The organism is Pedobacter sp. R20-19 (assembly GCF_000708265.2).
Classification (GTDB): domain Bacteria; phylum Bacteroidota; class Bacteroidia; order Sphingobacteriales; family Sphingobacteriaceae; genus Pedobacter.
In genome coordinates this window covers 291710-317557 of sequence record NZ_JCKI01000005.1, presented here as the reverse complement: position 1 = coordinate 317557, position 25848 = coordinate 291710, and the positions used below count along the sequence as shown (strand labels likewise).

25 protein-coding genes and 1 riboswitch are annotated in these 25848 nt (G+C 37.6%); of the genes, 19 read left to right on the top strand and 6 right to left on the bottom strand.

Annotated elements, in window-relative coordinates; genetic code table 11:
* Positions 1–107 precede the first annotated feature (107 nt).
* From AN34_RS13215 to AN34_RS13200, 4 genes are all read left to right on the top strand, one after another.
* A complete protein-coding gene (locus tag AN34_RS13215; protein ID WP_082468399.1) occupies positions 108–650 on the top strand; it encodes a DoxX family membrane protein in 543 nt (180 codons plus the stop codon).
* A 107-nt stretch (positions 651–757) separates the two neighbouring features.
* Complete coding sequence (locus AN34_RS13210) at positions 758–1102, top strand: hypothetical protein (RefSeq protein ID WP_029286182.1); 345 nt, start codon at positions 758–760, stop codon at positions 1100–1102.
* A 171-nt stretch (positions 1103–1273) separates the two neighbouring features.
* On the top strand, positions 1274–1696 hold the full coding sequence (locus AN34_RS13205) for a DUF1810 domain-containing protein (RefSeq protein WP_029286180.1): 423 nt from the start codon (positions 1274–1276) through the stop codon (positions 1694–1696).
* Positions 1697–1831: 135 nt separating this feature from the next.
* On the top strand, positions 1832–2440 hold the full coding sequence (locus AN34_RS13200; protein ID WP_029286178.1) for a Crp/Fnr family transcriptional regulator: 609 nt from the start codon (positions 1832–1834) through the stop codon (positions 2438–2440).
* Positions 2441–2565: 125 nt separating this feature from the next.
* Here AN34_RS13200 and AN34_RS13195 read toward each other — a convergent pair whose 3' ends face one another.
* The 3 genes from AN34_RS13195 to AN34_RS13185 are packed head-to-tail and all read right to left on the bottom strand — an operon-like array spanning position 2566 to position 6263.
* Positions 2566–4380: a GMC family oxidoreductase gene (locus AN34_RS13195; protein ID WP_029286175.1), complete on the bottom strand. Its 1815-nt coding sequence runs from the start codon at positions 4378–4380 to the stop codon at positions 2566–2568.
* A gap of 31 nt (positions 4381–4411) precedes the next feature.
* Positions 4412–4885, bottom strand: coding sequence for a hypothetical protein (locus AN34_RS13190; RefSeq protein WP_051666536.1), 474 nt, complete (start codon positions 4883–4885; stop codon positions 4412–4414).
* Between the two features lie 19 nt (positions 4886–4904).
* On the bottom strand, positions 4905–6263 hold the full coding sequence (locus AN34_RS13185; RefSeq protein WP_051666534.1) for a hypothetical protein: 1359 nt from the start codon (positions 6261–6263) through the stop codon (positions 4905–4907).
* A 224-nt stretch (positions 6264–6487) separates the two neighbouring features.
* On the opposite strand from AN34_RS13185, the gene AN34_RS13180 reads away from it, so the two are divergent.
* Positions 6488–6967 (top strand): DUF1203 domain-containing protein, encoded by a 480-nt coding sequence (locus tag AN34_RS13180; RefSeq protein WP_029286169.1) that lies wholly within the window; start codon positions 6488–6490, stop codon positions 6965–6967.
* A 75-nt stretch (positions 6968–7042) separates the two neighbouring features.
* Here AN34_RS13180 and AN34_RS13175 read toward each other — a convergent pair whose 3' ends face one another.
* On the bottom strand, positions 7043–7609 hold the full coding sequence (locus AN34_RS13175) for a sugar O-acetyltransferase (protein ID WP_029286167.1): 567 nt from the start codon (positions 7607–7609) through the stop codon (positions 7043–7045).
* Between the two features lie 249 nt (positions 7610–7858).
* A riboswitch (TPP riboswitch) is annotated at positions 7859–7951 on the top strand.
* Between the two features lie 51 nt (positions 7952–8002).
* Here AN34_RS13175 and thiS point away from each other — a divergent pair.
* Genes thiS through thiD form a run of 8 tightly spaced genes read left to right on the top strand, consistent with a single transcriptional unit; the run spans position 8003 to position 15179 of the window.
* Positions 8003–8227, top strand: coding sequence for a sulfur carrier protein ThiS (thiS, locus tag AN34_RS13170; RefSeq protein ID WP_255353657.1), 225 nt, complete (start codon positions 8003–8005; stop codon positions 8225–8227).
* Between the two features lie 17 nt (positions 8228–8244).
* Entirely contained in the window at positions 8245–10128 is a 1884-nt protein-coding gene (gene thiC / locus AN34_RS13165) for a phosphomethylpyrimidine synthase ThiC (protein ID WP_029286163.1), read from the top strand.
* A complete protein-coding gene (locus AN34_RS13160) occupies positions 10128–10736 on the top strand; it encodes a thiamine phosphate synthase (RefSeq protein ID WP_029286160.1) in 609 nt (202 codons plus the stop codon). Before thiC ends, AN34_RS13160 begins: the two co-directional genes overlap by 1 nt.
* On the top strand, positions 10733–11377 hold the full coding sequence (locus AN34_RS13155; RefSeq protein WP_029286158.1) for a thiamine phosphate synthase: 645 nt from the start codon (positions 10733–10735) through the stop codon (positions 11375–11377). Before AN34_RS13160 ends, AN34_RS13155 begins: the two co-directional genes overlap by 4 nt.
* Positions 11378–11387: 10 nt before the next feature.
* Positions 11388–12155 carry a thiazole synthase gene (locus AN34_RS13150; protein ID WP_029286156.1) on the top strand — a complete coding sequence of 256 codons (768 nt, stop codon included), beginning with the start codon at positions 11388–11390 and terminating at the stop codon, positions 12153–12155.
* Entirely contained in the window at positions 12148–13260 is a 1113-nt protein-coding gene (gene thiH / locus AN34_RS13145; RefSeq protein WP_029286154.1) for a 2-iminoacetate synthase ThiH, read from the top strand. The genes AN34_RS13150 and thiH overlap by 8 nt, the downstream gene beginning before the upstream one ends.
* A gap of 9 nt (positions 13261–13269) precedes the next feature.
* Positions 13270–14322: a HesA/MoeB/ThiF family protein gene (gene moeB / locus AN34_RS13140; RefSeq protein ID WP_029286151.1), complete on the top strand. Its 1053-nt coding sequence runs from the start codon at positions 13270–13272 to the stop codon at positions 14320–14322.
* Positions 14319–15179 (top strand): bifunctional hydroxymethylpyrimidine kinase/phosphomethylpyrimidine kinase, encoded by an 861-nt coding sequence (gene thiD / locus AN34_RS13135; protein ID WP_051666532.1) that lies wholly within the window; start codon positions 14319–14321, stop codon positions 15177–15179. The genes moeB and thiD overlap by 4 nt, the downstream gene beginning before the upstream one ends.
* A 121-nt stretch (positions 15180–15300) precedes the next feature.
* Here the strand turns inward: thiD and AN34_RS13130 are convergent, their stop codons facing one another.
* Positions 15301–15924, bottom strand: coding sequence for a carboxypeptidase-like regulatory domain-containing protein (locus tag AN34_RS13130; RefSeq protein WP_051666530.1), 624 nt, complete (start codon positions 15922–15924; stop codon positions 15301–15303).
* A gap of 391 nt (positions 15925–16315) precedes the next feature.
* Here AN34_RS13130 and AN34_RS13125 point away from each other — a divergent pair, with 391 nt between their 5' ends.
* The gene (locus AN34_RS13125) at positions 16316–16729 is read left to right on the top strand and encodes a hypothetical protein (protein WP_055726071.1); all 414 of its coding nucleotides are present in this window, start codon (positions 16316–16318) and stop codon (positions 16727–16729) included.
* Positions 16730–17035: 306 nt separating this feature from the next.
* Entirely contained in the window at positions 17036–18937 is a 1902-nt protein-coding gene (locus AN34_RS13120; RefSeq protein WP_029286143.1) for a patatin-like phospholipase family protein, read from the top strand.
* Positions 18938–19104: 167 nt separating this feature from the next.
* On the opposite strand, the gene AN34_RS13115 is transcribed toward AN34_RS13120, so the two are convergent.
* Positions 19105–19905, bottom strand: a complete 801-nt coding sequence (locus tag AN34_RS13115) for an NIPSNAP family protein (RefSeq protein ID WP_231625550.1) — start codon at positions 19903–19905, stop codon at positions 19105–19107.
* A 411-nt stretch (positions 19906–20316) separates the two neighbouring features.
* Between AN34_RS13115 and AN34_RS13110 the strand changes: the two genes are divergently transcribed.
* Genes AN34_RS13110 through AN34_RS13095 form a run of 4 tightly spaced genes read left to right on the top strand, consistent with a single transcriptional unit; the run spans position 20317 to position 25801 of the window.
* Positions 20317–20991 carry a TolC family protein gene (locus AN34_RS13110; RefSeq protein ID WP_029286138.1) on the top strand — a complete coding sequence of 225 codons (675 nt, stop codon included), beginning with the start codon at positions 20317–20319 and terminating at the stop codon, positions 20989–20991.
* A 6-nt stretch (positions 20992–20997) separates the two neighbouring features.
* Positions 20998–23148, top strand: a complete 2151-nt coding sequence (locus AN34_RS13105) for a hypothetical protein (protein ID WP_029286136.1) — start codon at positions 20998–21000, stop codon at positions 23146–23148.
* Between the two features lie 12 nt (positions 23149–23160).
* Positions 23161–24621: an O-antigen ligase family protein gene (locus AN34_RS13100; protein ID WP_029286134.1), complete on the top strand. Its 1461-nt coding sequence runs from the start codon at positions 23161–23163 to the stop codon at positions 24619–24621.
* A complete protein-coding gene (locus tag AN34_RS13095; RefSeq protein ID WP_051666528.1) occupies positions 24602–25801 on the top strand; it encodes a glycosyltransferase family 2 protein in 1200 nt (399 codons plus the stop codon). Before AN34_RS13100 ends, AN34_RS13095 begins: the two co-directional genes overlap by 20 nt.
* The last annotated feature ends 47 nt before the right edge of the window (positions 25802–25848 follow it).

Sequence of the window (25848 nt, the reverse complement as noted above, 5' to 3'; positions counted from 1 at the left end):
TTATATAAAAATTGAATTCACAAAACACCCTAAGAATTAAGGATTTATTGACCCTGATTACGATTTATTCTGTAACAAAGTGTTCATTGCGGCATCTCATTGCCTATATGAAAGCACTTTATTATCGTTTAAGGACCCATAAAAAACTTAATATTTTCATTTACCTTACCCGATATTTGATTGGATTTGCATTTATCCCATCAGGTTTAACCAAATTGAAAGGTTTCCGTTTTACGAAGGCTGGCACCGATACCCCTATCGGTTATTTCTTTGAAGCACTTTACCAAACCGGCCCTTATTGGCAGTTTCTTGGAGCTATACAACTCCTGGCAGCTTTCTTATTAATGAGCCAACGTTTTGCCACCTTGGGTGCAATTCTTTTCTTCTCCATTATGGGAAACATTTGGGTCATCACCATGAGCATGAATTTTTCAGGAACTTATATTATTACCAGTTTAATGTTACTTGCAAACCTGATTTTGATTGCATGGGATTGGTATAAAATAAAATTCATGCTGTATCCTGACAATTTCCAATATCAGTATAAAAACTTCATTATTCCCGCCATCAAACCAATCTGGATTACTATAGGTATCATAATTTTCTTCCTGTCTTTAGGCTCGATGATCATGCTATCACATTTCAAATAGATTCTAAATAAATAAATCATGTACGCAGGAATTTAACCCAAGGATTTGCTTTTATTAAAACTATGCCTGCTCATTTCTGTTAATGCTTTATACAAGAAAGACACATCATGACAGAAGATAAAAGACAACAGGCCATAAAATTATTGAAACAAGGATTAGAAACCGTAGAACAACGCGAGTATACCGAAATTGCTGAAATACCGATGACGGATGAAAATACATTCGAAATGAAATATAGTTTTGTACATGATGGCATTGAAGGAATCTGTACAATTGTTGGCCAAAGCCAAATTGTTGAATCAACTACAGGTGAAGAAGAATTAAAAATTACCTTGCTTAGCCAGTTTGACGAGGATTCTTTACATTATAATTCGATGACCGCAAAAGAGCAGGTTGATAATGATTTAATTAATGTAGAAGAATACCTTCATAGACACATTAATGAGGGATAGTCTTAAACCTGATTTTTAAGATTTTATAATAAATTAGGATGGGCAATTTAAAATTGCTCATTTTTTTTGCCTTAGCATTTAAGAGTATATTTCTTATAATTTAAGTAAATCTAATTAGAGATATAGGTGCTTTGAAAACCAAGATCAAATATTAAGGGTTCTATATCCATTATGAAGTCAGGCAACTTAGATAGATTTCTCGAAGCCCAAAAAAGCAGCTATGCTATGGCACTAAATGAAATTTTAAATGGAAGAAAAACCACACACTGGATGTGGTATATTTTCCCTCAGTTATCTTGTTTAGGTAGAAGTGAGATGGCTACCTATTATGGTATAAAAAACTTAATAGAAGCCGAAGAATATTTAAAACATCCTACGCTCGGTCAGCGTTTGCTAGAAATTTCAGCAGCATTACTAAAACATCCAAATAAAAGCGCAAAAGAAATATTTGGTTCACCTGATGACCTGAAACTGCATTCATCTATGACTTTGTTTTCAAAAGTTGACAACGCAGATTCAATTTTTAAAGAAGTATTACATCAATTTTATGATGATCTCCTTGATTTATTAACCATTAAAAGGTTGAATCAATAATCATTTGACAATAATTAGTATAATAAATTCTACATTCATTTTATTGGATTGATTTATCATATTTCAGATGCAGCTACAAATTTAAATAGTCAAAACGGCATCATTTTAGTAAGGTGGAGTCTTCTATCCTTATATATGAACGCTAATCATCTCGAAAAATCTAATATATTAATTAGATATTTAGAACAACATGGGCATGTACCAAAAGACATGGCCTCTTTAATTATCAACGAAACACGAGTAATCGAATTTAAAAAACGGAAGCACATTGTCAGTCCATTAGATATGCATCCAAATATGTATTATATCCTATCTGGAGCGGTGCGTGGTTTTACCCGGGAAGATGGTGATGATCTTACTACCTGGATTGCAACAGAAGGCCAAATTGTTGGCCTAACGCTTTTTTCAAAACAGTTTAATAGTTTAAAACCACAGTTTATTGAAACAATAGAGCCTTGCCAGGTTATATTAATTACCAATACATTAGTTAAAAAACTGCTTGAAGAATTTTCGGAAATGAGTATGATTTGTAGAAAATTACTATTTCTACATTACCATGAGGCTGAAGAAAGGAATTACTTAATTCGACTTAACAGTGCTGTTAAACGCCTCAATAGAATGAATGATACACACCCTCATTTCTATCACAGAATTCCCTTAAAATACTTAGCTTCCTACCTGGGGATGCGTATTGAAACGCTCAGCCGTCTGAGGAGTCAACTGGTAAATAGCTCCAGTAGCTGACATATATGCATGATTACAAATAGATAATTTATTATACAAATACCACCTAAACTGTATACAATAGCAAACATATTAATCAGAACAAAAGCCCTGATTAATATGTTGCGAAAATAATATATTGTGGATTAAGCCAAACTTTTTAATAAGGCATCAGCAGATTTAAAGGCAAGCGCCATCATGGTTAAGGTTGGATTTGCTGTGGCTGTTGTTGGAAAAGAACCACAACCTACAAGATAAAGGTTATCATGATCCCAACATTTCAGGTCAGCGTCAGTAACAGAAGTTTTTGGATCGTCTCCCATGCGATGTGTTCCCATCACGTGTCCGGCACCTTCTGAATAATAATTTTCACCATCATACTGAAAAAATCCTCCTGTACCTAAGGGCGTAGAATTGTCTTGAGTAGCATCGAGTGCCTCGAAAATTACACCAGTTGCCTCTGCCGCAGCTTTGAAACCTGCACGGGTATATTCATCCAGGTTATAATGTATCTCCGGACGTGGCAATCCTAAATTATCTGAACAGGTTGGAGAAGGAATGATAAAATTTTCTTCAGAAGGCATCTGCTCCACTAAAAAGCCAAGTCTAAACTGTTTGGTAAAATCAGTAATGATCTGTTGCCGCAACGCAGTTCCCATCAGTCCCATTTTACCTACATAATTCTGTACCTGGGTATATGGCGCTCCGGTTGGCCAGTTCCAGCCCTCATTCCCGATCTCAATCCGGTAAGCTGCACGCTCAGAACGAAATGAACCATCACGTGTCGTTTCAATACCCGAGGTAGATAATGGTCCTCTAAAAGGATAAACAGGCTTTGGCATACTGCCCCAACTTAGTTTTACCGGATGATCCATTAAATTTTTACCAACCTGACCACTAGAATTAGCAATACCTGTAGTAATTTGTTTGTTAGACATGAGCAATAATTTTGCAGCCTCAATGGCATGAGCTGCAATCACATATTTTGTTCCGGTTACCGTACCTCTTCCTGTTGCCGGACCGGTACGGGTTTCATATTGAATATAATCAATGCCGGTAACTTCCTTAGTAGCGGTATCAATTTGAATATTGCTGGCTACAGTTTGATACATAATATCCACATTGCCCGTTTCTAAGGCTTTACTTAAAGTAATCGTAGCATCGTATTTGGCTTGTATGGGGCATATTGGCGTACAATTCGTATTGCCCTGGCAAAGACGGCGACCATTGTTGTATATGGTACCATCCTTCATGATATTGGATTCGCCATTTCTACCTGCTGGTGTACCCGTAACGGTTAATACATTTCCATCTATAACTACATCTTTTAATTCTGTTGTCAGTATCTGATCAAGAACAGATGGTGGGATACGTTTCATGGGATATACATAATCTTCACTAAATGTAATGCCATGTACCATCTGTTCCTCAACATCCGCAGAAACACCAATTTCCAATTCTGCCTGGTCATAATAATCCGAAAGATCATTATAGGTAATGGGCCAGTCTACGCCTACGCCATATTCGGTATACATTTTAAAATCGTTAGGTACCAGGCGCAGGCAGGTTCCGAGCCAATGCCAGGAAGTTCCGCCAGCCAAACGTTCATAGGTACTGCCAAAAGGCATTGGGCCTTTCTGAATGAAATATCCATCGGTATCTATTGATTCTTCTACATGAGCACAATCTGCAGACGGTGCTGGCGGGTTGGTAATTTGTTTGATATCCAGTACGGATGGCCTAGGTGAATTATAGTTTTGTACATATGGTGCTTCGGGTGTTTTAGCCATGGCCAGAAAAAAGGTTTCCATAAAATCTTCCCGGTTATTGCTCTGCAAAGGTATTCCGCCTTCCAGGATTAATACTTTTTTTCCTGCTTCGCCCAATCGGTATGCCATGGCACTTCCTGCCCAGCCACCGCCTATAATGATGACATCATATTGTTTAGCTGTATTGCTCATTTCAAATTTCGTTTAAGGTAAATTGATAGATTTATTGAATTGGAGGGTTAAGTGCCGGAATTACGGGTGGCGTATTCCAGTAGCCAAAAACACCTTCACTATAACCCATTGGATGTGCCCCCATGGTATCCCATACTAAACTATTCTGATAGGCTTGTGCAGAAACAACAAAATCCTTATTTGGTGAAGTTCCTGGTGGAACAGTTAAATCATACCATATCCCCAAAAACCACATGTAAATAATGTTTTTGGCAACAGGTGCAAGTTCTGCATTTCCCATAATCTGCTGCTTTACCTGCGTTTCATAAGTAGGTTGTGGCATAGCTGAAATCGTATTCCAGGTGTTAGTAAGCAACTGTAAAGTGGTTACAGGCACTAATCCAGGAGTGTATAAAGTGGTAAGATATTCAGCAGCCTGATGTTGTGTATCTAGTTTCGGCAATATGGTTTCTTGTCCATAGCCGGTTAGCACCTGAGAAAGTGCCGCAAATTGTTCTAAATTCATGAGCGTTATAATTTGAGCGTTATTTCTTTTTGTTTCCGGCAGCCTGTTTATAAGCAGATGCCGTTCTTAATAAATAAGTAAAATCTGATGTACGGCCAGACCATGAAGTGGCCCCATTGTGGCAGCCTATACAGCTTGAAGTAACACCAGGAACATATGATATTTTCCCTTCTCTTACTACGCCCTGAATATAAGATTCAAGTGTTGAATTGGCCATATAGACCGGAAAAGGATCTCCGGTAGCGGATTGCTTGGCATGAACAGGCCATTGCGTACCCACCAGTTCATAATACTGCCAAACAGTTTTTGGGTTAACAGCAATGAGTTTTTTATGAAAGGCATCATTTAATGCCTGAGTACCCTCAAATATAGGAGTTAAACGTACAATCTGGCTTGGCGTTTGCCCTGGGATACTTGGATTCCACGGATGTGCAGGCGCATTGTTCATATTATTATTGCCTGCTGCTGCATTGTAGAAATTATAGTGAATATCCTTCACCTCATTAAAAGTCGGTGCATTATCTACCTGCTCAAAGGTAGACCAAATCCATTGTGGATTGTTTTGGCTTTTGGTACCAATGTGAAGTCCAACCAAACCTACCAATGCTGTATAAGTGGTATCCTTTACACTTTGTTTTGGAATCGCATTGACATGGATAGTAGCCCTTGTTTTATGAAAACGGGTGGTATCATCACCTTTACCCATAATTTTCCATGAGGCTTTAACCATAATGGCGCCATGTGCTTTCTTTTCATTATTACCAGATGGAAAGGCAATGGTATCAGTAAACTTCTGCTGTCCCTGATAATTATATAAAACGTTATTATCGATGTAATCAAACATCTTTTCGTTCATTACGATTTCAAATCGGGTATATTGTCCGTTCTGATCGATCAACGGACCAGTTAAGAAAGGCTGAGTTACATCCGTAAGCAATACCGTTGGCGTTTTGCCCACTTGTACCAGCACTTTATTTTTCTGCTGCAGGGCTGCATTCCAAGGTGCCGGCTTGCTACCATCAGGAAGAAAAACTTCTGCATTTTCTTTCCAGGTTTCCCATACCGTTGCATTATCTCCATGCTGCCCAATTATTTCGGTGCTATCCGGCGACCAGTTCAGGGCGATAAATGATTCCCAGGAGAAAAGGTCAAAATCTGCTCTGATCTGGGTTTGAAGAACCGTGTCTGTTGGTGCGATGGTGACATCGTAGGGCAAATTAGAACTTAATGTTGTTTGACCGGAATCAGTTACCGAGGTGTTTGTACTGTCTTTACCGGAGGAGGAAGGCCGACTTTTGCAGCCCCATGAACCTATACTGATATAGGTCAACCCAATCCCTACTGCAAGGAGCAGGGAAAGTAATCTTACTTTTTTCATGTTTTGAGAGTGTTAACTATTGTGAATTTACAGAAATTAAATTATTATTTACAAATAATAAATGAAGTTTTTTGAATTGTTCAGATCAGGAAAATAAATATTAAAATTGGACCAAATACGCCTAAAATTAATGGAAATAATAAGGGTATGATTTTAATAAGTCAGCAAGTTTCGGATTGTTTGGCTACTCAAAACTTAATTTATTTGTATCTAAAATTCACATAATGAAGAAATTTAAAATTGTTCCCATCTCTGCGGCATACGCTAATAAAATTAAACAAACCTTAAATGATGATTTTGGTCGCAAAGTGATTGAGCAGCTGGCTACTGGTTTTGGGCCTTGCCGCGTTTCTTTAAAACCTTTCGCTGTTGGCACCGATATCCGGTTATTATTTACCCATAGCCCATTTACCATTGATAATGTGTTTAATCAACCCGGGCCCGTATTTATACATCAAAAAGATATTGAACCCTACGGGAATATTCACCAATTCCCAACAGAAATCAAAGCAGATAAAGACAATTTTCCATTATCTTTAATTGGCTATTCAAAAGATCAACAAATGATTTTCACAAAATTAGTGGGCGATGCGGATGTTGATCATTTAATTGGTGAAATCTTCGACCAGCACCCTGAAATCGACTACCTTCATGCCAGAAATGCAGCCGCATGTTGTTATATCTGTAAAATTGAGCGTGTTTAAAACACGACACGAACCTGATGAATGAGATACTTCCAGTATTAAAGTCTGATTATTATCACACTCTAAATAAACCAATTACAGATCAAAATTTAATTTTTTAACCACTTTACAAGGCGAGCCAACTGCCAAAGAGTTGGGTGGAATGCTTTTGGTAACCACACTTCCTGCACCAATTGAACAACGATCACCAATGGTTACACCAGGAAGCAATATGCAGTCCCCTCCTATCCAAACATCATTTCCAATGGTTACAGGCTTGGCGAAACCAATGTGTTTGTTTCTATCGATGGGATTAATTGGATGGCTTGCCGTATAAATCTGAACATTGGGTGCAATAAAAACATTATTTCCGATGGTTACAGGGCAACAATCCAAGAGAACAAAATTAAAATTAATAAACACGTTGCTTCCAATTTTGGTATGGCATCCATAATCAATTCTAATTGCTTTTTCGATATGAACATTATCTCCAACATCTGCAAATATTTTTCGCTGTAGGTTTTCTTTGGTTTCTGTATCCCTCGGACTGGTATTGTTAAATAAATCTACAAGCTCCCTTACCTGATATCTGATTTCAACCAATTCAGGATCATTGATATTATAATGTTCACCAGCAAGCATCTTTTCTCTTTCAGATTTCATATGTTTTCTTCTTTAAAGGCTGAGTTTTTTTTACGATATCATCACCATAAGCTACGATATTAATAAAAATTTCGTAAAAAAAATATCATCCTATACAAATACTTTTATTAGTCTAAAAAATCACACTCAGGAAGGTGAAAAAGCTATTTTAAGTATAAATACCAATGCAGTTTAGGGTTAATTTAAATGGGGTGTTGATTTTTCTTTAGGGAATAATTTGGCTATTCTAGAAACTTTTCTATAAGTTTACCGCAACTTTAGGGGTGTCCTTTGCGGACTGAGATAATACCCTTTGAACCTGATGCAGTTAGTACTGCCGAAGGGAAAAGTGAATGATAACGCTATTATTTGGTGCTATCTTTTCTTTCCTCCATACGGGGCCATTCCTAAAAGTTGATTTTTTTTAGCTATAGAATGGAAATCACCGTAAATCAACAACATTATCAGGTTACCGAAGCTTGCAGCATGCAGGATTTAATAACTATTGTTTTAAACACACCGGCTACTGGCATTGCTGTAGCGGTGAATCAGACTATTATTCCTAAAACCAGCTGGGAAAAACAACTCCTCCATCCCGGCGATCAGGTCATCATCATCAAAGCCACTCAAGGCGGTTAACCATAAACCCAAAGAAAATGAAGCACGAAAAAATTCCAACAGACCAGGTATTGACAACCACACCCTTTGCGGCCTCTAAAAAAGTTTTTGTTCAGGGCAAGCTGCACAACATCAAGGTAGCGATGAGGGAAATCTCGTTAAGTGACACTAAACTGCATGGCCGTTTCGGTGAAACAGAACCTAATACGCCTGTAACAGTATACGACACCAGCGGTCCCTACACAGACGCAAATGCCACCATTGATGTAAAAAAAGGTTTGCCCAAATTACGTGAAGAATGGATTACCAATCGTGGAGATGTAGCGCAACTGGATCATATCTCATCACAATATGGACAACAAAGGCTTAACGATCAAAGCCTGGATCACCTTAGGTTTAACCATACCACTAAACCTTTCCGCGCAAAAGCGGGCATGAATGTCTCGCAAATGCATTATGCTAAAAAGGGCATTATTACGCCAGAGATGGAATACATTGCCATTCGTGAAAATCAGCAGATTGATCTTTTAAAAGAACAACTGAAAGAACAGCACGACGTTATGAATCATCAGCATCAGGGCCATAGCTTTGGTGCAAATACCCCAAAAGGTTTAATCACACCAGAATTTGTTCGCCAGGAAGTAGCTGCAGGGCGTGCGGTAATTCCCTGTAATATCAATCACCCGGAGATAGAACCCATGATTATTGGCCGGAATTTTTTAGTGAAGATCAATGCCAATATTGGTAACTCAGCGGTTACCTCCAGCATTGAAGAGGAAGTGGAAAAAGCGGTTTGGGCCTGCCGTTGGGGTGCAGATACCATTATGGATCTTTCTACCGGGAAAAACATTCATGAAACCCGGGAATGGATTATCAGAAATTCTCCTGTTCCCATTGGTACAGTACCCATTTACCAGGCTTTAGAAAAGGTGAATGGCAAAGCTGAAGATTTAACCTGGGAACTTTTCCGCGATACATTGATTGAACAAGCCGAACAGGGCGTAGATTATTTTACCATACATGCCGGTGTTTTATTGCGCTACGTGCCCTTAACCGCTAAAAGAATTACAGGTATTGTATCTCGTGGTGGATCCATCATGGCCAAGTGGTGCCTGGCGCATCATAAGGAAAATTTCTTATATACACATTTCGAAGAGATTTGTGAAATTATGAAAGCCTATGATGTATCATTTTCATTGGGTGATGGATTACGTCCGGGCTGTATTGCCGATGCAAATGATGCGGCTCAATTTGGTGAGTTGGAAACCTTGGGCGAACTTACCAAAATTGCCTGGAAGCATGATGTACAAACCATTATCGAAGGTCCTGGCCACGTACCGATGCACTTGATTAAAGAAAATATGGAAAAGCAGCTGGAGCATTGTTCTGAAGCACCATTTTACACTTTGGGGCCCTTAACTACCGATATTGCTCCGGGTTATGACCACATTACTTCGGCCATTGGTGCTGCTATGATCGGGTGGTTTGGTACAGCCATGTTGTGTTATGTTACTCCTAAAGAACACTTAGGTTTACCAAACAAAAAGGATGTAAAAGATGGAGTAATCACGTACAAAATTGCTGCGCATGCTGCCGATCTGGCCAAAGGACATCCTGGTGCACAATACCGTGATAATGCATTGAGTAAAGCTCGTTTTGAATTTAGATGGGAAGACCAGTTTAACCTTTCTCTTGATCCGGATACGGCCAAAGAATTTCATGATGAAACCTTACCAGCTGATGGCGCTAAAATCGCACACTTCTGCTCTATGTGCGGCCCGAATTTCTGTTCAATGAAAATCACTCAGGATGTTAGGGAATATGCTAAAGAAAATGGCATGGAAGAAACAGATGCATTAGCCAAAGGAATGGAAGAGAAATCAAAAGAATTTACACAAAAAGGAAGTGAAATTTATTTGTAATGGATTTGATTGTGATCTCCGATCCCCAATCTGTCGACAATGAAGCCGATATAATTAACCAGCTTTTTGATGCCGGATTAACTCGTTTTCATTTGCGAAAGCCGGAGTGGAATATCCACCAATGCATTCATCTGCTTCAAGGTATTGATCAGGTATTTCATACTAATATAGCTCTACATCAGCATCATATGCTTACAGATGATTTTAACATCAAGCGTTTGCATTATCCTGAAAGGTATCGGGTTAATTTAGGGGTTATAAAATGGAATGATCAAAAACAAAAGGATTATGTGTTGAGTACATCCATACATGATCTTGCTGAAATACCATTACTGGATGAATTTGAATATGTCTTTTTTAGCCCGGTATTTAATAGCCTATCCAAACCGGGTTATCAAGGCCAGGTAAAAAAAGGCTTTGTACTAAAAAAAACGAACCAACGGCCTAAGGTGATTGCACTTGGTGGCCTAGATGAAACTAACCTGAATAAGGCGAGAAAAATGAATTTTGATGGTGTAGCCATACTTGGTGCCGTTTGGAATACCCCTTCACAAGCTGTTGTTAATTTTCAAAGATTAAATAACATCATAAATAACCCAATGGAATGATTGACAGATTACACTATATTTCTCAGGAACCGAAAAACGGCACACACCTTACAGCAATTAAAGTGGCGCTTGAAGCTGGTGCGAAGTGGATCCAACTAAGGATCAAGAACCAGCCAAAGCCAGAAATTTTACAATATGCCATAGATGCTGTAGCCTTATGTGAGGCCTATGGTGCCAAGCTCATTGTAAACGATCATCCTGAAATTGCACTCAAAGCCAATGCATATGGCTTGCACCTGGGTTTGGATGATATGCCGATTGAGCAGGCAAGAGATATTGTTGGTAAAGAAATGATCATTGGTGGAACGGCCAATACCTTTGATCATATTAAACAGCGGGTTTCCGAACAGGTAGATTATATTGGTCTGGGGCCGTATAGATTTACCACAACTAAACAAAAGCTGAGTCCGATAGTGGGTTTAGAGGGTTATGCCGCCATTATAAAACAGGTCAATTTAGCCAATATTCATATTCCCATTATTGCAATTGGTGGGATTGAACTGGCCGACATCAATGCCATTATCAAGACTGGCCTGTACGGTGTTGCCGTTTCAGGAGCGATTACCCATGCAACCGATCCTGCAACTATGATAAGGCAAATGTACGTACAACTCAACAGTTCCAATTTAAAGGAAGCTTAAACGAAACAAAATGTTAAAAATAGCTGATAAAACTTTCAGTTCAAGATTGTTCACAGGTACTGGAAAATTCAGTTCTGCTGCTTTAATGGAGGAAGCCTTACTGGCATCAGAATCTGAACTCGTAACCGTAGCCCTTAAACGGGTTGATGTTAAGAACAATGAACATGACGACTTACTAATCCGTCTGAAATATCCGCACATCAATTTATTACCTAATACCTCTGGCGTACGCAACGCTAAAGAAGCCATTTTTGCAGCGCAATTGGCCCGTGAGGCTTTGGAAACCAACTGGATTAAACTCGAAATTCATCCGGATCCGAAATACCTTATGCCCGATCCTATTGAAACTTTAAAGGCTACAGAGGAACTGGCTAAACTAGGATTTATCGTATTGCCCTATATTCATGCAGATCCGGTTTTATGTAAACGCCTGGAAGATGCTGGTACAGCGGCGGTGATGCCACTGGGTTCGCCAATTGGCAGTAACAAAGGTTTAAAAACCATCGATTTTTTAGAGATCATCATTAGCCAAAGTAATGTTCCGGTGATTATTGATGCGGGAATTGGTTCACCATCAGAAGCTGCACGTGCCATGGAAATTGGTGCCGATGCCGTATTGGTGAATACGGCAATTGCGATTTCCAGTAATCCGACACAAATGGCTGTGGCTTTTAAAATGGCTGTAGAAGCCGGACGCATGGCCTACGAAGCTAAATTAGCCTTACCTGTTTCATATGCTGTAGCCAGCAGTCCACTAACTTCTTTTTTAGATGAATAGTTTTAATGATCTTTTTGAAACCTATAACTGGAATGAAACCAAAGCCAGTATCTATGCCAAAACAGCTGCTGATGTAGAACATGCATTGTGTGCAACGAAAAGAACTTTAGAAGATTTTAAAGCACTCATTTCACCGGCTGCGGAACCATACCTGGAGCAAATGGCTAAGATTAGCCAGCAGTTAACGCAAAAGCGTTTCGGCAAGGTATTACAAATGTATGTTCCGCTATATTTATCAAACGAATGCAGCAACATTTGCACCTATTGCGGTTTTAGCTATGATAATAAGGTAAGGCGCAAAACACTTTCTCCTATGGAGATTATGCAGGAAGTGGCTGCCATTAAGGAAATGGGCTATGAACATGTGCTGCTGGTTACTGGTGAAGATAATGTGAACGTACATACCGATTATTTTAAAAAGGTGCTAAAACTCATCAGGCCGCACTTTGCCCATGTATCTATGGAAATTCAGCCAATGGACCAGAAAGATTACGAGCAGCTGATTCCCTTTGGCTTAAATACGATTCTGGTTTACCAGGAAACCTATCATCAGGAAGATTACAAGAAGCACCACCCTAAAGGGAAAAAATCAAATTTTAAATATCGGGTGGAAACACCAGACCGACTGGGAAAAGCGAAAATCCACAAAATGGGATTAGGCGTTTTAATAGGCTTGGAAGACTGGCGCACCGATTGTTTTTTCACAGCACTTCATCTCCACTATCTGGAGAAAAAATATTGGCAAAGTAAATATAGCCTTTCCTTTCCGAGGCTTCGCCCCTACAGTGGTGGATTGGAACCTAAAGTTGAAATGAGTGACCGGGAACTGGTGCAACTCATCTGTGCTTACCGTTTATTTAATGAAGAAGTAGAACTGTCTATCTCTACCCGTGAATCACCAGCATTTAGGAATAATATCATCAAACTGGGTATTACCTCCATCAGTGCAGGCTCAAAAACCAATCCTGGTGGCTATACGGTTGCACCAGAATCATTGGAACAGTTTGAAATTAGCGATGAACGTAGCCCCGCCGAAATTTCCACAATGATTGCTGCCCAAGGTTATGAAGCTGTATGGAAAGATTGGGACAATTGCTTAGCTTAATTTATAAAAATGCTTAAACCTGAAGAATTAAAACAGTATCAACGCCAGATCATTTTGCCTGAACTGGGTATAGCCGGACAAGAAAAGCTTAAGAAAGCCAGTATATTGATGATAGGCGCAGGGGGGGTAGGTTGCCCGGTGCTGCAATATCTGGTTGCGGCAGGTGTTGGTCATATTGGCATTGCCGATAATGATGTAGTGGATTTAAGTAACCTGCACCGGCAAATCTTGTATAATAGTTTAGATGTGGGCAAACCCAAAGCGTTGACCGCAAAAGAGAAATTGGGGCATCTCAATCCTTTCGTAAAAATAACAGCCTACCAGGAAAGGGTAATTTTAGAAAATGCGGAAAGACTGATCTACCAATATGACCTGATTATTGATGGTTCTGATAATTTTCCTACCCGATATCTCATTAATGATACTTGTGTACAATTGAATAAACCGCTTATTTTTGGTTCCATCTTTAAATTTGAAGGTCAGGTAGCTGTATTCAACTACCAGCAAGGGCCAAATTACCGTGATTTGTTTGCAGAAGCTCCATCTGAAGGTGAGGTACCTAACTGTGCTGAGATTGGTGTAATTGGTGTGCTGCCCGGTATTATTGGTACCCTGATGGCCAATGAAGCCATTAAAGTGATCAGTGAAATCGGCGAAACACTTTCCGGAAAATTACTTACTATGAATGCACTGGATTGCAGCACAAACATTTTTAAAATCAGTTCGAGGAAACTTATAGCACAAACACCAGTAACGATAGCAAATAAATCCATTGAGCCGGAGGATAAAGAGATTTCAATCGATCTCCTTAAAAGCTGGATGAATAAAATACCTGACGAAGTTTTTTTAGTGGATGTACGCGAAGACTATGAATTTGAAGAATATAACATTGGTGGTACAAATATTCCTCTATATGAACTGAACGAACATATATCAGCTTTTCCGGTGGATCAAAAACTAGTTTTCATCTGTCAGACAGGTCAGCGGAGTAAAATGGCTATACAAATCGTAAAGCCATTATTCGATGGAAAAATTTTTAGTGTAAAAGATGGAATTTCATGAGCAAAACCTTTCAATATATTGCTGTACTAACCATTGCCGGATCAGATAGCGGAGGTGGTGCTGGAATACAGGCCGATTTAAAAACCTTTAGTGCCCTTGGCTGCTATGGCACGTCAGCCATTACAACCATTACGGTGCAAAATACTTTAGGCGTAACAGCTATTCATCCTATTCCAGCTGATATTGTACGTGGACAAGTTGTAGCTGTTTTGGAAGATATTAAACCTTCGGCAATTAAAATCGGGATCGTTCAATCTGCAGATCAAGTTCTGTCCATAGCTGAGGTATTGAAAACTTATCCTCACATTCCAGTCATTTTAGATCCGGTTATGGTATCAACCAGTGGTTTTCATCTGATCAATCAGGGCACGCTGGTTAGCCTTCAGCAAGCAATATTTCCTTTAACCAGTTTAGTTACTCCAAATTTAGATGAAGCAGAAATACTAGCCAATATGAAGATCAGCACTGTTGATGACATGAAAGAGGCAGCCAGTCGAATAATCCAAACCGGATGCAAGGCTGTTTTGGTTAAAGGTGGCCATTTGAATGGGCCTGATCTTTTTGATGTTTACCAGGATCGAAATGGTGTGGAACACATTTTTACATCTATCGCTGTGCAAACAAGTAACACTCATGGTACAGGTTGCACCCTTTCTGCAGCCATTGCAGCCTTTATAGCTTTAGGTCATAATATGCCCCAGGCAATTGAGAAAGCAAAAGGATTTGTTCAGCAAGCCATTATAGAAGGTAAGCATGTTAAAACCGGAGAAGGGAAAGGGCCATTAAATCATTTTTTTGATGCCCGGAATTTAATCAGGAAAGCGTGGAATACTGGCGATCACATGTATTTAGGGTAAGGAATCCCGTACCACAAAAACAGATCGGCATAATAACCAATCATTCCAAAACTATGAAAGCCCTTGGATGATCAGAATTACAAAAGAGAAGCGCTTTTTCAGCACAATTTCAAACTATATTTTAGTGGAGTCTCACTTTAACCACTTCGCCATTTTCCTTAACCTCTACAAATTCTTCAATTCTGTCTTGGTGGTCTACCGAATATTTTTTTGACTGATAATAATTGGTTTGACCGCCATAACTATTATAACCCGTTCCGGTATATTCATTATAATAGCCATTAGATGTCCAGTCTAAAAACCCTTGTAAAAAATATTTCCCAGGCTTCATTTCTGGAAAAGTAAATTTACCATCACTATTGGTAATTGCCTCTAGCCTATATCGGTAAGCGGCTGTAGACAGATAAACGTATCTTCTTTTTCTAGAGTTTTCCTTGTCTTTTCTCAATTGATACCAAGCTTCGAAATAAGGTGTAACAGGTAATAAAATTACCTTAATCTGGTTCGCCAGAATTCTTGCACCTGCTCTAAAACCCATATTATTTTTGGCTTTGGTGAAAGCTACGCCTTTTATCGTGCCTGTTCCTTTAGCCAGCATGCTTTTTGCTTGTAAAGAATCAAAAACAACCTCAGGATAGAAAATCTGCTTTTTATCTTTTTCTTCGGGTTCTTTATACTGCGCTAAAGACTGATACACCATGCTAATAGTTACCGCAACTGTTAAAACAAAGCTTTTTGAATTCATATGATTAATATTTAAACTTTTTATAATGTTTATTTATAGATTCAAATTAATACAAACTCATTTAGCCTGAACACCAAATAGCCGCATTTCCATCTGACCTGCAAAAAAGATAGACTGTCATCCTGAATGGTGTTCGATAGCAAGATGAATTTGAGACAAAGCTATGGGAAGGATAATCGAATTTAAATACCAGTATTTATTGTTTTTTTTCTACCTGTTTTCAGGTATTTTAATTGATGAATTGAGATCGGGTACATGATTGATTATCCCTATAATCATTCCTTAAACGATTAAAATCTACCAAAAAACCAGTAGATAGAATCCCTAAAAACCTGGTATTGACTTCCAATATGGAAGCTTATAATTTTGCGCTTCACTTATCAAAAAATCTATGAAACATTTATCGAAAACAAAATTTTTAAAATTTGCCGTAGCACCATGTTTAATGTTAATGATGTTCATTACATCATGCTCAAAAAGTAATGACCAGCCTGATAACAGTAATTCATATCCAAAAGATGTAAACGTAGAATATCGGGTTACTGCAATCAGCGGAGTTAATAGTGGAGATGTATTATATTCCAACGCCAGCGGTGGTAATACATCTGTTGATAATGTAAGCCTGCCCTACTCCGTTAAATTTAAAAGAACCGTTAAACAATCAGATAACCTGGCGATAAGTTATAGCACCATCGGATCGGGTGAGGTAAAAGTTGAAATTCTGGTAAATGATCAGATTGTGGAAACAAAATCTTTTTCAGGTACTTCTTACGTAACCGGAACCATCGTTTACCTGTTTCAATAATCATTTTCCTTGTTTAATTTTATGCAATTAAGACAAGGTAAACGATAGTAATTCTTTTCATATTCTTTAGTTTTAGTGCTAAGCCTCGGAAATTAATTGTTTTCGAGGCTTTGTGCTTTTATAGTAAGCCAGGTTAGTGCCGATCGTAATTTACGCTCGCTCAAAATAGGTCAAAGAATTTTAGCCTAATAAAATTATTTCTCATGACACGCATTAGTTCATTTTATTTAGATAAATATTTATATTAGTTAGCCTTAAATACGGGAACGAAATAAGGTATTAACGTTTACTCAATTTCTTATTAAAATGACGAATGACACGCTCATTAAATTAAATCCGTTCCAAAATATTGGAATGGCTTTCTCAGGTGGAGGCTTTAGGGCAGCATCTTATGCATTAGGTTCATTAAGTTACCTGGATAACCTCAAAATTGATGGTCAATCTGTAACCGACCGGATTAGTTTCATTTCCTCAGCTTCTGGAGGTACCATAGCATCCATGCTCTATGCCCGAAGTGTTCATCAGGACCTGCAGTTTATTGATTTCTACCAGAAGTTATACCATGACCTTAATGGCGAGGCAATTGTGGAGCTGGCCTTGACCACCCTGAATGACGATCGCCAATGGATGGAAGGACCTGATAACAAACAACGGAACTTGATCAATTCCTTTGCGAAGGCTTACGATCAAATCTTTTTCAAACAACAAACCATGTCTGTTTTTTTTGAAAAAACTTACCGGAAAAAGATGGAAGTCTGTTTCAATAGTACTGAGTTTTACAGGGGGCTTAGCTTTCGCTTTCAGACTGATGGCACAGATAATCAGCATCAGGTAATTGGTAATAATTACCTCTGGTTTAACAATAAGCAGTTGGAGATCTTCAAGAAAATTAAATTAGGAGACATTCTGGCTTCTTCCTCCTGCTTTCCGATTGGATTCGAAGCCATCGTATATCCATCCGATTTCAGTTATGCAGATTCGCCAGAAAATACATTGACATCGACTGAATTGAGAACTGCGCTTTATTATGAAAATTACAACGAAAAAAGTTTTCCTTTATCATTTGAACCAGTGGGCGGTTTAACAGCAGAAGAGGAAAAAGATAGCCATATCGATTCTTTTGCATTGATGGATGGTGGAATTACCGATAATCAAGGACTCTCCAGCCTGATGCTGGCCGATAAAAAAAGACGAAGCCGGGTGAAGCCGGATCCGTTTGACCTCATCATCATTACCGATGTAGCCAGTTACTTTATGGACAGTTATGAAAGTCCTTTAGTAGAACAGAAAGAAGGCTGGCAAAAAAACAACCTGAACGACTATCTAACAAAATTTAAAAAAATAGCTGGAGCGTTTAAACGCCTGCCCATACTATTTTCCATTGCTTTCATTTTATTTGCCGGATTAGGGTGGTTTTTAAAGCATTCTAATTTAAGCACCCTGTTTATCATATTAGCCAGTGTATCTGCAACTTTAACCATCTTAAGTAGTATTGTAGCTTATTCAGCAATAGGTAAAAAACTAATCAGGAACATCGTTGCTTTTGATTTAAAAGAGTTTATTTACGTCAAACTCGGTCTTCAAAAGTTTTTTTCTGCAATCATTACGGATAAGCTGGCAGGTTATCTGCAGTTCACAAAATTGAACGTGCTTGAGCAAATGATCAAAGCCAGATTAACTTCTGCAGTAACCATGATATCAGATGTTAATTTAAAACAGGTTAGAAGGCTGATTTACAAGATTTTTTATGAAGACGCTCAATGGGATAACAGACGGGTACCTAACTTTATTTACGAACTAAGTACCTATAACATAGCCGCCAGGAACAACCGCTTTAATAATCAATTGCGCTTAAAATGGTTGCCTACGCCTGCAGACAAAGTACTTCTGCTAGAGGGTTTAGAAAAGATTAATCCCATTGCCGAAATTGCACGCCTGGCCCCTACCACCCTTTGGTTCGATGCTATTCAGGTAAAAGATGAATTACTTAAAAAAATTGTTACTACAGGTCAGTTTACCACCTGTGCAAACCTTTTGGAATATGTCATTTCTTTAGAAAGGAAAAATGTTCTGTCTGATCCTGCCCATCAAGCTGAACTTGAAAACTTAAAAGGTATGTTGGAACGTGATTTTATAAGATTTAAAGAAAACCCATATTTTCTTTTTGATCAACTTGCAGATTTAAATATAGAACGTTCAATTCCTTAGCTTTCGCAAGAAAAAGATGGTTTAGATATTAGGCCCGAATATCAAAGCATTTCTAGACCTATCATTTTGAAAACCAGGATTTATATCAAAGTTCAGCTATAAATCCTGGTTTCCAGGTAAATATGAATGGTTTAGCACCGTTGCTTCTCCTTTCCCTAATTAATAAATTATATATCAGAGTAATCGGTTGGATAAATAAAAGTAGTTACATTCTTCGATACGTTATTCTGGTATTGAGGCAACCCACTTATCTTTTTATACTCAGGTCCGAATGCCGTCCAGTGATTGTCGCGATCGGCCTTATTGTTGAATGTTGTCAGGTACATCAGGTTTGGCATTTTACTTCCTGAAATGACCTGTCCGTAGAATACCGCGTTAAAATTAAGTTTCGTGAAAATACTAATCTCCAATTCATTAAACATGTAAATTTTATTTAGGGAAAGGTTTTCAGTACTCGCTTCATAACTTCTGAGTTCATAAACCCGTTCTGCCTTAGGTGATGATAATTTTGGTATTGCCGGAACTGGCATTCCCTCAAAAGCTTTTAAAAGAATAGACTCTATCCTTAAAAAAGGGGGCTGGTTAAATGCCGCATTTAAATAATCCTTCCCTGCATTAAGATAAGCTTGATCTTTTTCCAATGCCTGATCCAGTTTCAGGTAATGATCGATTTTTTTAAACGGTATGAATACATAAATTAATTGCTCCGAAGAATCCTTCTGAATGGGTTTAAAAACACCAACACCAGAAATTCCAAATCGGTGCAATGCCGGTAAATAAGCGTTTTCCAAATAAAAATCTACTGTCTTTTCCTGAGACGCATCTTTAATGTGGTAGATTTTGATCTGGTAATAATATTCTGCTTTCGCTGCAAACGATAGCTTACAGAGTAATATAATTGCAAAAGTAAAAAATAGTTTAATAACGAGGTATTTTAATTTGGTCATCATGGTTAGATTGTTGCTCAAGATAAGAGATTTTTTTTGGGATTATCCACAACGCTAATAGTTACATATGAAAACCATCAGGATATATCAACCATAAATCACTGATTATTAAAAATTTATACAATTTGTGCATCATTTTTTTTACATCTTTTTATTAATTTCCTCTTACTTTAATAATAACCGTATATTAGTAATCACTAGGTATTTAATTAAATATCGAATGTTAAAATAGTTATCTTTTGATCTAATCTTCGAAATACTAACATGAATTTGTAGTACGGATCAAGAAAAACAGTTTGTATTTAAAAGCAGACATCACAACAATTAAAAATGCTAATATTTTATTTGAAAAACACGATTCTAATTCACTAAATTTGGGATTAATTTTACCCAAAAATTATACGTCCCCAAACAAAGTCGCAATCCCTAACAATGAACAGAGTCATTCTATTTTTTGCTATTCTCTTATTTTCTGTAAATACTTATGCCCAGGAAAGCTTTATTGGAAATATTAATTATATGCTTTTAGAAAAGTACGTTGAACTGGCTAAACAAAACTATCCTAAACGGAAAATGTACAAAGCCAGTGAATTGAGTGCAAAAGCTAAGGTTGGCGTAGCAAGGGCTACTTATTTAGATGCATTTACTGCTTCCTACAACTATAGCCCCAATAATACCTACAAAGTAAATACTACGAACAACTTTACTTTAAATGGACTACAGCTTGGTATATTTTTTAATATGGGCATATTATTCAGAACACCTGCATATGTTAGGCAAGCTAAAGAAGAACATAATGAAAAGGTTTATCAGGCACAGGAGTATGACATTCTACTCACTTCTGAAGTAAAAAAAAATTATTATGAATATTTACGTCAGATGTCGGACCTAAAAGTTAAAGCGCAAACTTATACAGATAATAAAGCAGCGAGTGATGGGCTAAGGTATAAATTTGAAAAAGGTGAAGCAAGCCTGGATGATTATACTAAAGCGAAGACGATAACATCTTATGCTAACTCAGAAAGGTTATTGGCAGAAGTTAACTTATTAAAAGCCAAAGATTCTCTGGAAGCATTAATTGGTGAACCCTTAGAGAACGTGAAATAAACAAGTATGAATATTCAAGAATTTTTAAATCTCATGCGAAAATACAGGTGGCTGATTATTTCAGTTCCTGTATTGACACTCCTGATCACGTTTTTCTTTGTTAGAAATCTACCGAAAGAATATAAATCTGTAGCACAGATTTCTACAGGTTTATTAGATCCATCCCGCCAGGTGGCTTCAGAAGTACAAGGTTATTCGGGACCAGATATCATTATAAAACTGAACCAACAGTTTACCACCATTATTGATGTGATGAGAATGCCTAAGAACATGAGTCTGCTGTCATACAGATTGATTTTACACGACCTTAAGAATCCGCAGGCACCCTTTAAACCTTTAAGTAATGATATAAAAAACTTACGTGCTGCACAGAGGCAGGAAGCCATTAATTTATATGAGAGCCGTTTAATTAAGAGAGAGGTATTAACACCTTTAGACAATGGCAAGTTAATGCTTTACGACCTTGTGATGTCTATGAACTATGATGAGGAGAGCCTGAACAAAAAACTTAATATTACCCACGAGCAGAATAGTGATTTTATTTCAGTAGAATTTTTATCTCCTAACACCTTACTTTCTGTATTTGTGGTAAATACCCTTTCAAACGATTTTATCACGAACTATAGCCTAGATCAGATTAGCAATAAAAATACTTCCATTCTGGTATTGGATTCGCTCTTGCAGAAAAAAGAGGCCGTGATGAATGATCGAATACGCCAGTTAAAAGATTATAAAATTAAAAACGGTGTATTAAACCTTGATAAGCAATCGCAAATTATCTATCAACAAATTACTGATAACGAAAATAAAAAAAGCCAGGCTTTAGTTGACAAGCAAGCTGCATTAGCGGCATTAAAAAGTGTAAATGATAAGCTAGACGGTCGATTTAGTGATAAATATCTGGGTGCTGAAGTCATCTCTGATAATCAAGACATTATTCATTTAAAAAACAAAATCGAAGTAGCGGAAAATATATATCTGGATGGAGGCTATAAGGCTACAGATAAAAAGAAAGTAGATTCTTTGCAATCATTGCTAAGTGCAAAACTTCTAAAATCAAATGATCAGTACGTAAGCGACCCATTGGTTGCAAAACAAACACTGGTTCAACGGCGGATTTCTTTAGGGATAGACCTCGAAAAAACAACTGCAGGTATCAAAGACATCGACCAGGAATTGGCTAAATTAAATGCAAAGTTTACCGGAATGGTTCCTTTTGATGCAGGGGTTCAGGATTATGAACGCAATGCAGATGTAGCAACTAAAGAATATCTTGAATTATTAAGCCGATACAACCAAACCAGCCTGGATAAAAATATCGGCTTACGTTTGCAAATGGTACAAGAAGGTGTTCCTACCAAACCAGAATCCTCAAAGAAACCGTTGTACATGGCTTTAAGCGTAGTGGCCAGTTGTGCAATTTGTTTCTTCTTATTGTTGATTATCTATTTTTTAGATCATTCTATTAATGATGCGAAAGAACTTAAAGCTGCAACCAAAGGGAATGTACTTGGTGAATTAACTTTTATCAAACCAAAAAACAGAGAGATAGCCAAATTGTGGCAGGAAGAAAATCCTGATAAAGAATTTTCTTTATTCAAGGATCAAATACGTTTGTTACGCTTCGAAATTGATCATTTGCTTGATAACGGAAATCTAAAAGTATTAGGTATCACCAGTTTAGAATCCTCCAGATCTCCAATTTTCACCCTAATAGGCCTAACCTATTCATTTGCATCATTGGGCAAAAAGATTCTACTCATTGGTAATGATGAAATAGCCATCGAGCTGAAAAAGTTGAAAATCCCTACTGATCAGTCATTTGGAAATGTATTGGCCGGATCATCAATTACAGCAGATCAATCCATTACTTTTTTAAGCAATGATTTAGGTAGTAAGTCACTATTGGAAAATAGACATCAGGAAGGTATAGATCAAATATTTAATGCTTTTAATACGCAGTTTGATTTAGTTCTGGTGTATTTAGATCCGGTTAACAGTTTATCTGCCATTAAAGAATGGATCTATTTTACAGATCAATACATTGCTTTATTTATGGCCGGCGATTCAATTAACAAATTGGATCAAGAAAAACTTGTACAACTAAATGAAGATCAAAAGTTTGCAGGATGGATCATCAGCGGCGTTAAAGCTTAATAAGCGTATAAAATGCTCGACAAATTGAACACTTATATCAGTGATAATAAAAAAAAGATCATCTTTTTTATTGTCGCCATGTGTCTATCAATTGTTGTGGCAGGTTCCATCAGTAAATTTGGGTTGCTGGGTCCCTTCTTTGCAATAGCCATAGCGGCCTTAGGTACTTTTCTGGTATATGCTTTTAAAGATCCGCGACTTGCCTTTTGGGCCTATTTCGCCTATTGCTTTCTTCTTGGATTTTTAGTTAAATCTTTTCTGCAGATTCCTGTTGGGCTGGCTCTGGAAGCGCTACTGCTGCTAACATGGTGTAGCATACTGATCAATATGGATAAATTTAATTGGCAAAACATAAAAAATGAACATATTCTATTGTCATTAATTTGGTTCATCATTAGTTTCCTTCAAATATTAAATCCATACAGTGGAAGCGTTTTTGCCTGGTTCAATGAACTGAGATTTGTAGCCTTAAACTGGTTACTTATTTCCCCCCTAGTATTTTTAATATTTAACAGCCGGGCAGACTTGAACAGGTTTATTGTATTCATTTTCTTGTTTTCTTCACTGGCCTGTTTGTATGGGGTAAAACAACTTTATTTAGGGCTTACCAGTGGCGAGCAGCAGTGGATGGGAATGGGTAATGAGATGACACATATTATAAAAGGTAAATTGAGGGTTTTTTCCATTTATTCGGATGCTGGCCAGTTTGGTGCCTCACAAGCCATTATGGCCGTGATCTCAATGGCATTACTCATTGGCCCGTTTAGTTTTGGAAAAAAAATAATTATCGCATTATTCACACTTGTGTTTTTGTATGGAATGGCCATTTCAGGAACCAGAGGTGCGTTATTTGCATTGGCCGCAGGCGTTTCATCTGCCTTGTTTTTAAGTAAAAGTTTTAAAGTATTACTGGTGGGGGTTGTCTTTTGTTCAAGCAGCTTTTTTATATTGAAATACACCAACATAGGTGATCATATATTTCAGGTTAGTCGTTTACGTAGTGCATTAAATCCTGAAGATGCTTCTTTCAAAGTAAGATTGGATAATCAGCAAAAATTAAAAGCAATATTGAAAGACTTACCCTTTGGTGCTGGGTTAGGAATGAGCGGCATGAACGGAACCACTTATAACTCCGATAAAACCATAGCCAACATACAGCCTGATAGCTATTGGGTGAAAGTTTGGGTAATGTATGGCATCGTTGGGCTCCTCATTTGGTTTGCCTTAACCTCTTATATTATTGGTAAATGCAGTGGTATCGTTTGGAAGATAGAGGATCCAAAGTTAAGGGCTAAGATGATTGCCCTCACTTCAGGAACAGTAGCCTGTTTTATTTGTAGTTATGGAAACGAAGTAATGAATGGAATGCCTTCATCAATAATTATGTTTATGTCATGGTCATTTGTATATATTGCTCCATGGCTTGATAAGAAGTTAAAACCAACTGGATCTAATGGAAACAATCATACTTAATATTTTAAATTTATTTTTCTGGATTTTAGGCATCTACCTGCTTATAAATTGTCTGTATCTGGCTTTTTTCGCCATTGCTGGCCTGTTTCCATTACCAAAATCAAAAAAAGATGCAAAAGAGTATAAAAAAATTGCCCTGTTGTTTCCAACCTATCGGGAAAATATAGTCATTATCGAAAGTGTAAAATCTGCACTTATGCACCAATATAACGGAAGCTTTGAAGTAATCGTAATTGCTGACGGGTTATTGCCACAAACCAATGCTATTTTAAATGAATTGGGTGCAACAGTTATCGAAGTTTCTTTTGAAAAAAGCACTAAAGGCAAAGCCCTTAGCTTCGCTATGGAAAAACTTAAAAATAACGGTTTTGATATCGCGATGGTATTAGACGTTGATAATGTATTGGGTTTAGATTGTTTACACTACATCAACCACTCCTTTCAAAATGGAAATATGGTTATTCAGGTACATAGAACAGCAAAAGATGTAGATAGCAGTTTTGCTTTTTTAGATGCTTGTAATGAAGAAGTTAATAATCAAATTTACCGCAAGGGTCATGCAGTGATGGGCTTGTCTGCCGCACTGATCGGATCGGGAATAGCTTTCGATTTTTTCTATTTTTATCAAATATTAAGTGGTATCGGAGAGACTGTTGGAGAAGATAAAAAAATGGATTTTATCATCGCCAATGATAAAGTTAGGGTGGCTTATTTAAATGATGTTTTTGTTTATGATGAAAAAGTAGAAAATGCGCAGGTATTTACCAATCAGCGAACGAGATGGATTGCCTCGCAAATAGAGTTCTTAAAAGAATATGCCTGGGTTGGATTGGTGAAGTTATTTAAAGGAAATACAGAGTTTTTCAATAAAACATTACAAACCTTCTTAGTACCCAGAATATTGCTGCTGGCCTTGTTATTTATTATGGCTGCCCAATCATTTTTTAATCCTATCGGGCCAGGCAATGGCTTTTGGATCACCTTATTTTTGAGTATATGTTTCACATTATTTATAGCTGTACCTCGAAAATTCTACATGGATAAGCGGCTTTATTTGGCTATATTACAAATTCCGAGAGCAATGATTGGGATGGTGATTGCCTTATTTAGCATTGGTAAAGCTAAAAAATCTTTTATGGCAACGCCACATTATAATAAACCGGTAAAAGACAATAATTAATCATGCCAATAGAATTGCTCGCCATTACAGGCTTAATTTTTGGAATC